Raw genomic sequence first — 8,077 nt, forward strand, 5'->3', positions numbered from 1 at the left:
GGGTGCCGCCGGGGAGGGGGCGGGCAGGAGGATGTTCATTTCAGCGAATCGCATTGTCTCAGTAGTGAAACAACTTTGAAACGAAGCCGTTCAAGCCGACGAGGCCGAAATGCGGGAAATGCTTGTTGAATCAATGGCTTAGAGCTGAGGAAGGAGGCACCGGCAGCGTGGCACGACGCTTGCGCAAAACCAGGGGCCAGCGTGCAGCGCACGCCGTTCAACACGTCACCCAGGAGACCGCCCGTGAAATCCCATCGCCGTTCCGCCCTGTCCTGCGCAGCCGCCGCCCTGCTGGCCTGCGCGCTGCCATTGGCCGCGCAGGCCCAGGCCTGGCCCGCCAAGACCATCCGCTTCGTCGTCCCCTTCTCCGCGGGCGGCGCCAACGACCTCATGGCGCGTGCCGCGGCCGAGGGCGCCGCCAAGGTGCTGGGCCAGCCGGTGATCATCGACAACAAGCCCGGCGCGGGCGGCTCGCTCGGCGCCGACCTGGTGGCCAAGAGCGCGCCGGACGGCTACACCTTCCTGATCAGCGCCGCCGGCGTGATCTCCAACAGCATGATCAAGAAGTCCCTGCCCTTCAAGGACGAGGACCTGGTGCCCGTGGCCATGATCGGCCTGGCGCCCTCGGTGGTGGTGGTGCCCAAGTCGGCGCCCTACAACAACCTGCGCGACTTCGTGGAGGCGTCCAGGAAGGACCAGGGCTTCAACTTCGCCACCGCCGGCACCGGCAGCACGCCGCACTTCGTCGCCGAGATGCTCAACGTGAAGTACGGCGCCAAGCTCCAGCCCGTGCCGTACAAGAGCGGCTCGGAGAGCACGACCGCGGTGCTCGGCGGCCAGGTCGAAGGCACCTCCGAGGCCAGCATCATCGCGCTGCCGCACATCCGGGGCGAGGGCAAGTTCAAGCCGCTCGCCACCACCTGGACCCAGCGCATCTCGGCCTACCCGCAGCTGTCGACCGCCGTCGAGCAGGGCTTCGCGGACCTGCAGATCGCGCACTGGGCCGGCCTGCATGCGCCGCGCGGCACGCCCGAGGACATCCTGGACAAGGTTGCCGCCGCCGTGGACAAGGCCATGCGCGACCCGGCTGCCGCGAAGAAGCTCAAGGACGTCGGCATCGAGCCCATCGGCGGCACGCGCCCGGCGTTCATCCAGTTCGTCGATGCCGAACGCAAGCGCCTGGGCGAGATCGTCAAGGCCGCGCAGATGCAGGAAAAGTGAGACGCCCCGGAATGAACACCAAGCAACAACTGCGTGCCCTGGCACAGGCTCGCCGCGGCGTCGTCGTCCCGGGCGCCTTCAATGCGCTCTCGGCCCGGGTCATCGAGGACCTGGGCTTCGAGGCCCTCTACGTCACCGGCGCCGGCGTCACCAACATGTGGTTCGGCCTGCCGGACCAGGGCTTCATGGGCCTGGCCGAGATCGCGGACCACACGGCGCGCATCCGCGACGCGGTGAGCCTGCCGCTGATCGTGGACGCCGACACCGGCTTCGGCAACGCGCTCAACGTGCGCCACACCGTGCGCACGCTGGAGCGCGCGGGCGCCGACTGCATCCAGTTCGAGGACCAGGTTGCGCCCAAGCGCTGCGGCCACTTCGCCGGCAAGGACGTCATCCCGACGGAAGAAGCCGTCAGCAAGATCAAGGCGGCCGCCGATGCGCGGCAGGACGCGGACCTTCTGATCCTGGCGCGCACCGACGCCTGTGCCGTGCACGGCTTCGAGGCCGCGATCGAGCGCGCGCAGCGCTTCGCCGAGGCCGGTGCCGACATCCTGTTCGTCGAGGCCGTGACCACTGCGGAAGAGATCCGCGCGCTGCCGCAGCGCCTGGACCGCCCGCAGCTGATGAACATGGTGATCGGCGGCAAGACGCCCATCTTCAGCGCCGAGGAGCTCGGCGGCCTCGGCTACGGCCTCGTGCTCTATGCCAACGCGGCGCTGCAGGGCGCGGTGGCCGGCATGCAGAAGGCGCTCACGGTCCTGCGCGACACCAAGCAGTTGCGGGAAGACCCGGCGCTGGTCACGCCGTTCGCAGAGCGCCAGCGGCTGGTCGGCAAGCCCGAATGGGACGCGCTGGAGCGCCGCTACGCGTGAAAGGCGCTGGACCCTGGCGCCAGCAGCTGCGCCATCGTGCGCCGCAGCCAGGCGTTGCCGGGGTCCGAGTGAAAGCGCTCGTGCCAGTGCTGCTTGACGTCGTAGGCCGGCAGCGCGTGGGGCGTCGACAGGATCCGGATCTTTTCCCGGCGGTGCATCATCGCCGCGAAATGCGAGGGCACGATCGCGATCAGCTCGGTGTTCGCCACGATGGCCGCGACGCCGAGAAAACTGGGCACGCGCAGCCCGATGTGGCGCTTCACGCCCGCGCGGGCCAGCAGCCGGTCCACGATGGCATGGCCCGTGCCCGGCGTGGAGACCGCCACGTGCTGCTCGCGCGCGAACGCCGCCTTCGTCATGCGCTGGCCGATGCGCGGGTGCGAGGCCGCCACGATGCAGACGAAGTTCTGCCCGAACAGCACCTGCTGGTAGAAGCCGGCGTCGAGCTGCGGCATGAACCCGACCGCCAGGTCGACCTCGCCGTCCTCCAGCCGGCGCGGGCTTTCCGGGGAGATCTTCTCCACGTCCACCGTCACCCGGGGCGCGGCCAGGCGCAGGTGATTCATCAGCACGGGCAGCAGCACGACCTCGCTGATGTCGGTCATGCAGATGCGGAAGGTGCGCTGCGCCTGGGCCGGGACGAAGGCGCCTAGCCCTTCGCGGGCCGATTCCATGCCCTCGCGCACCGCACGCAGGATGGGGTGCAGCGCCTGGGCGCGCGGCGTCGGCATCATCCCGCGCGTCGTGCGGCTGAAAAGAGGGTCGTCGAAATACGACCGCAGGCGATTCAGCGCCGTGCTCGCCGCGCCCTGCGTGATGTCCAGCCTCTCTGCCGCGCGCGACACGTTGGCCGTCTTGTAGATCTCATCGAAGACCGCGATCCAGTCGAGATCGAGGGATGCCATGGTCGTCCTCCGTCGTCGTGACTATCGAAATTCTCGATACCTAGTATCGCGCCCTTCTGTTGTGGAGATAGCGCCTGCCCCGAAGAATCCCGGCCAACAGGAGACCCCCGCACATGAACGCCCTTGCCGCCGACCGGCGCGCCTACTACGAGCGCATCCGCCAGCTCAGCCTCTTTCCGCTCTGGGAGCAACTGCACGACCTCGTGCCGCAGGAGCCCGCATCGCCATGCGTGCCCGTGCTCTGGCGCTTTGCCGATGTGAAGCCGCTGCTGATGGAGTCCGCCGGCCTGATCACCGCCGAGGAGGCGGTGCGCCGGGTCCTGGTGCTGGAGAACCCCGGCCTCGCCGGCCGCTCGTCGGCGACGCAATCGCTCTACGCCGGGCTGCAGCTCATCATGCCGGGCGAGATCGCCCCCGCGCACCGCCACGTGCAATCGGCGCTGCGCTTCATCGTCGACGGCCGGGGCGCCTACACCGCGGTGGACGGCGAGCGCACCACCATGCACCCCGGCGACTTCATCATCACGCCCGCCTGGACCTGGCACGACCACGGCAACGAGGGCGTCGCGGGCGAGTCGCCCGAACCCGTGATCTGGCTGGACGGCCTCGACGTGCCGCTGGTCCGCTTCCTCGATGCCGGCTTCGCGGAGAATGGCGACGAGCGCACCCATGCCCTGACCCGGCGCGAAGGCACGAGCTTTGCGCGCTACGGCCACAACATGGTGCCGGTGCGGCACTTGCACCGCGGCGCGAGCTCGCCCATCTTCAGCTACCCCTATTCGCGCAGCCGCGAGGCGCTCGCGTCCCTGCAGCAGCGCGAAGCGCCCGATGCATGGGAGGGCTGGAAGCTGCGCTACGTGCACCCGCTGACCGGCGGCGCGCCCATGCCCACCATCGCCACCTACCTGCAGCTGTTGCCCCGCGGCTTCCGCGGCAAGGGGGCGCGTGCCACCGACGGCGCGATCTACAGCGTGGTCGAAGGCCGCGGGACCGCGGAGATCGCCGGTCAGCGCCTGGACTTCGCGCCCAAGGACACCTTCGTCGTTCCTTCCTGGGCCACGTTGCGCCTGCACGCCGAGCAGGACGTGGTCCTGTTCAGCTATTCCGACCGTCCCGTGCAGGAGGCGCTGGCCATGCACCGGGAACAGCGCCTCGATCACTGACGCCCCCTTTCCACCTCACCTCCAGCCTTCATGCCCTACGTCATTCCGCCTTCCCCCGTCGTCGGCCTGCCGGTCGACGGCACCGACGCGCTCTTTCCCGTGCGCCGCGTCTACTGCGTCGGCCGCAACTACGCGGCCCATGTGCGCGAGATGGGCTTCGACCCGTCGCGCGAACCCCCCTTCTTCTTCTGCAAGCCGAACGACGACGCCTCGGTGGTGCCGGTGCCGGCCGGCACGGTCGCGACGCTGCCCTATCCCCCGCAGACCGGGGACTACCACTACGAGGCCGAGCTGGTGGTCGCCATCGGCCAGGGCGGGCGCGACATCGCGGTCGAGCAGGCCGCGCAGCACATCTACGGCTACGCCGCCGGCCTGGACATGACACGCCGGGACCTGCAGATCGCTGCGCGTGACAAGGGACGCCCGTGGGAAACCGGCAAGGCCTTCGACTATTCCGCGCCGATCGGCCCACTGCGCCGCCGTGCGGATGTCGGCGCGCTGGACGGCGCCTCGCTGGTGCTAGAGGTCGACGGCCAGGTGCGCCAGCAGAGCACGACGGCGCACCTGATCTGGTCGGTCGAGGAGATCATCTCCCGGCTCTCTGCCCTGTTCGCGCTCGAGGCCGGCGACCTGGTCTTCACCGGAACGCCCGAGGGCGTCGGCGCGGTGTCGCCCGGCCAGACGCTGGCGCTTCGCATCGACGGCCTCGCGCCGCTCGCGGCCCGCATCGCTTGAGGAAGGACCGCGCCATGATGCAGCTCTACAGCTACTTTCGCAGTTCCGCGGCCTTCCGCGTGCGCATCGCCCTGGCCCTCAAGGGGTTGGACTACGACACGCTGCCGGTCCACTTGCGCCGCGGCGGCGGCGAACATCTCACGGCCGGCTTCGGCGACCTGAACCCGGAGCGCCTGATCCCGATGCTCAAGACCGGCGATGCGCTGCTGACGCAATCGCTCGCGATCCTGGAATACCTGGAGGAGGGCTTCCCGACGCCGCCGCTGCTGCCCGCGGCGCCGGACGCGCGGGCCTGGGTCCGGGCCATCGCGGCGCACGTGGCCTGCGAGATCCATCCGCTCAACAACCTGCGGGTGCTGCAGTACCTCGAAGGGACGCTGCACGTGTCGCCGGCGCAGAAGCAGGACTGGATCGCCCACTGGATCCAGCTCGGCTTTGCCGCCCTGGAGCAGCGCCTGGCGCGCGACGGGCGCTCCGGCCGCTGCTGCTTCGGCGACGCGCCGACCCTGGCGGACTGCTGCCTGGTGCCCCAGGTCGCCAATGCCCGGCGACTGAACGTCGACATCTCGGCCTTTCCCCACATCGAACGCATCGACGCGCATCTGATGCAGATGTCCGCGTTCCGCAGCGCGGCGCCCGCCGCGCAGGTGGATGCCGAATGACGGCCCGCAGCACGATCGAAGCCCCCGTTCTGGTCGCGGGCGGCGGCATCGGCGGCATGGCGTGCGCGCTGGCCCTGGCGCGCGAGGGCCAGCCGGTCGAGCTGTTCGAGCAGAGCGCCACGATCGGCGAGATCGGCGCGGGCCTGCAGCTCGGACCCAACGCCTTCGCCGCCCTAGAGGCCCTCGGCGTCGGCGAACAGGTCCGCCGGGCCGCGGTGTTCACCGAGCGCATGGTCATGATGGATGCCGTCGACTGCAGCGAGGTCGCGTCGATCCCGGTCGGCACGGCCTTCCGTGAGCGCTTCGGCAACCCCTATGCGGTCAGCCACCGCGCGGACCTGCATGCCGCGCTGCACGCGGCCGCGGCGGAGCATCCGCTGGTGCGGGTGCACGTCGGCGCGCGCATCGCCGCCATCGACCGCATCGATGGCCCTGTCGCCGTGCGCACCGCCGATGGCCGCCGCTTCGAGGGCAGTGCGCTCGTGGGCTGTGATGGCGTGAAATCGGTGGTGCGCGACCGCCTGGTCGGCGATGCGCCGCGCGTCTCGGGCCACGTGGTCTACCGGGCGGTCGTGCCGGTGGCGGACATGCCGGCGGACATGCGCTGGAACGCGCCCGTGGTGTGGGCCGGCCCCGACTGCCACCTGGTGCACTACCCGCTGCGCGGGGGCGAGCAGTACAACCTCGTCGTCACCTTCCACAGCCGCGACGAGGAGCAATGGGGCGTGACGGACGGCAGCCAGGACGAGGTGCTTTCCTACTTCCGGCACATCGACGCGCGTCCGCGCCGCCTGCTCGATCTGCCCCGCAGCTGGCGCCGCTGGAGCACCGCGGATCGCGACCCGGTGACGCGCTGGAGCGAGGGCTGTGCCACGCTGCTGGGTGACGCGGCCCACCCGATGATGCAGTACCTCGCACAGGGCGCGTGCATGGCGCTGGAAGACGCCGTCACGCTCGGGCGGGCGGCGAGCGCGTGCCGCGCCGAAGGCGGCGGCGTGGTGGACTGGCCGGCGGCGTTCCGCCGCTACGAGTCCGCGCGCGTGGCCCGCACCGCGCGGGTCGTTCTGTCCGTGCGCGAGTTCGGCCGCCTCTGCCATTCCTCGGGCGTGGAGCGGCTGGTGCGCAACACGCTGTGGGCCGGGCGAAGCGCCGAACGCTTCTACGACGCGCTCGAATGGCTCTACGGCTGGCGTCCGGAGCGCTGCCTCGCCCACTGAAGAAGCTGTGAACGAACCCGCCACGCCCGCTCATCCCGCCCAGGCGGCGCCACTCTTCGTTGCAAATGCTCGCCGTAGCACGAGCTACGGCTGCGCTTTGCGCCTCGATTGGCGCCGCCTGGACGGGCTGCTCGGGCGCGCCGGATTCATTCACAGCTTCTGACATCCCACCCACGACAACAACGGAGACCTCCGACATGGCCAAAGCCTTCCTGCCCGCCCTGATGGCATGCCTCACCCTCGCCGCGACCTTCGACGTGCGAGGGCAGGCCGCCGAGTACCCGGCCAAGCCGGTGACCATCGTCACGCCCTTCGCCGCCGGGAGCGGCCCCGACGCCGTGCTGCGGCTCGTGACCGACAAGCTGGCGAAGCAGTGGAACCAGCGCGTGCTGGTCGACAACCGGCCGGGCGGCGCGGGCTTCATCGCGATCGACGCGGTGAAGCGCGCGCCCGCGGACGGCTACACCCTGCTGCAGCTCGACAGCGAGCACATGGCCGCGCTGCCGCACCTGTACAGGTCGAAGAACTTCGTGCCGCTCCAGCACTTCGACGCGATCGCGCCCTTCTTTCGCACGCCCTTCTTCGTCGCGGTGCCCACCGAGTCGAAATGGCAGAACATGGCCGACCTCATCGCCAGCGCGAAGGCCAGCCCGGGGGCGCTGAGCTACGGCTCGTGGGGTGTCGGCAGCCCGGCGCACCTGGGCGCGCAGCAGCTCGAAGTGCTCAGCGGAACGCGCATGCAGCACGTGCCGTTTCGCGAGGTGTCCCAGCTCTATGCGAACGTCGGCGCCGGCGAGATTCCCTGGGCTTTCGCGACGCTGCCTTCCAGCCAGGGCATCTACAAGACCGGCAAGCTGCGCTACCTGGCCGTGGCGGCGCCGCGGCGCGTTCCCCAGATGCCGGCCGTTCCGACGGTCGCCGAAGCGGGCGGGCCGCCCACGCTGGACGTGAACGGCTTCGTCGTGCTGGCGGCGCCGAAGGGCCTGCCGCCGGCGGTGGCGCAGAAGATCAACGCCGACATCGCGAAGGCCATCGCCGAGCCGGACATCCGTGCGCGCTTCGACACCTTCGCCTTCGAGGCGCTGGACTGGCCGCCCGAGGAGATCCGCCGCCAGGTCGAGCTGCGCTCCGAGCTGTACGACAAGCTGGTGCGCCGCGGCAACATCAGCCTGGATTGAACGCGAGGCGCTGCGCACCCCGATGAGCACCCTCATCCAGCAAGCCGACCTGATCGAGTCGGTCGCCGCCGCCCTGCAGTACATCAGCTACTACCACCCCAGCGACTACATCGCCCATCTCGCG

The 8,077-nt window shown here is 70.1% G+C and carries 8 protein-coding genes; 7 read left to right on the forward strand and 1 reads right to left on the reverse strand.

Annotated features, from left to right (window positions below; translation table 11 throughout):
* The first annotated feature begins 267 nt into the window (after positions 1-267).
* Together A8M77_RS34460 and A8M77_RS34465 are read left to right on the forward strand one after the other, a co-directional pair.
* Positions 268-1,221 carry a tripartite tricarboxylate transporter substrate binding protein gene (locus tag A8M77_RS34460; protein ID WP_192871720.1) on the forward strand — a complete coding sequence of 318 codons (954 nt, stop codon included), beginning with the start codon at positions 268-270 and terminating at the stop codon, positions 1,219-1,221.
* Positions 1,222-1,232: 11 nt separating this feature from the next.
* Positions 1,233-2,093 carry an isocitrate lyase/PEP mutase family protein gene (locus A8M77_RS34465; RefSeq protein WP_086925975.1) on the forward strand — a complete coding sequence of 287 codons (861 nt, stop codon included), beginning with the start codon at positions 1,233-1,235 and terminating at the stop codon, positions 2,091-2,093.
* Here the strand turns inward: A8M77_RS34465 and A8M77_RS34470 are convergent.
* The gene (locus A8M77_RS34470) at positions 2,084-2,998 is read right to left on the reverse strand and encodes a LysR family transcriptional regulator (RefSeq protein WP_086925976.1); all 915 of its coding nucleotides are present in this window, start codon (positions 2,996-2,998) and stop codon (positions 2,084-2,086) included. The genes A8M77_RS34465 and A8M77_RS34470 overlap by 10 nt on opposite strands.
* Positions 2,999-3,111: 113 nt before the next feature.
* On the opposite strand from A8M77_RS34470, the gene gtdA reads away from it, so the two are divergent.
* The 5 genes from gtdA to A8M77_RS34495 all read left to right on the forward strand — a co-directional run bounded on the left by gtdA (position 3,112) and on the right by A8M77_RS34495 (position 7,953).
* On the forward strand, positions 3,112-4,161 hold the full coding sequence (gene gtdA, locus A8M77_RS34475) for a gentisate 1,2-dioxygenase (RefSeq protein WP_086925977.1): 1,050 nt from the start codon (positions 3,112-3,114) through the stop codon (positions 4,159-4,161).
* Between the two features lie 30 nt (positions 4,162-4,191).
* The gene (locus A8M77_RS34480) at positions 4,192-4,896 is read left to right on the forward strand and encodes a fumarylacetoacetate hydrolase family protein (protein WP_086925978.1); all 705 of its coding nucleotides are present in this window, start codon (positions 4,192-4,194) and stop codon (positions 4,894-4,896) included.
* 17 nt (positions 4,897-4,913) lie between these two features.
* Positions 4,914-5,558, forward strand: coding sequence for a maleylacetoacetate isomerase (gene maiA / locus A8M77_RS34485; RefSeq protein ID WP_086925980.1), 645 nt, complete (start codon positions 4,914-4,916; stop codon positions 5,556-5,558).
* Positions 5,555-6,775 (forward strand): 3-hydroxybenzoate 6-monooxygenase, encoded by a 1,221-nt coding sequence (locus A8M77_RS34490; protein WP_086925979.1) that lies wholly within the window; start codon positions 5,555-5,557, stop codon positions 6,773-6,775. Before maiA ends, A8M77_RS34490 begins: the two co-directional genes overlap by 4 nt.
* A 197-nt stretch (positions 6,776-6,972) precedes the next feature.
* The gene (locus tag A8M77_RS34495; RefSeq protein WP_443273579.1) at positions 6,973-7,953 is read left to right on the forward strand and encodes a Bug family tripartite tricarboxylate transporter substrate binding protein; all 981 of its coding nucleotides are present in this window, start codon (positions 6,973-6,975) and stop codon (positions 7,951-7,953) included.
* Positions 7,954-8,077 lie beyond the last annotated feature (124 nt).

The sequence above is a fragment of the Variovorax sp. JS1663 genome, from assembly GCF_002157355.1.
Lineage (GTDB): Bacteria > Pseudomonadota > Gammaproteobacteria > Burkholderiales > Burkholderiaceae_C > Variovorax.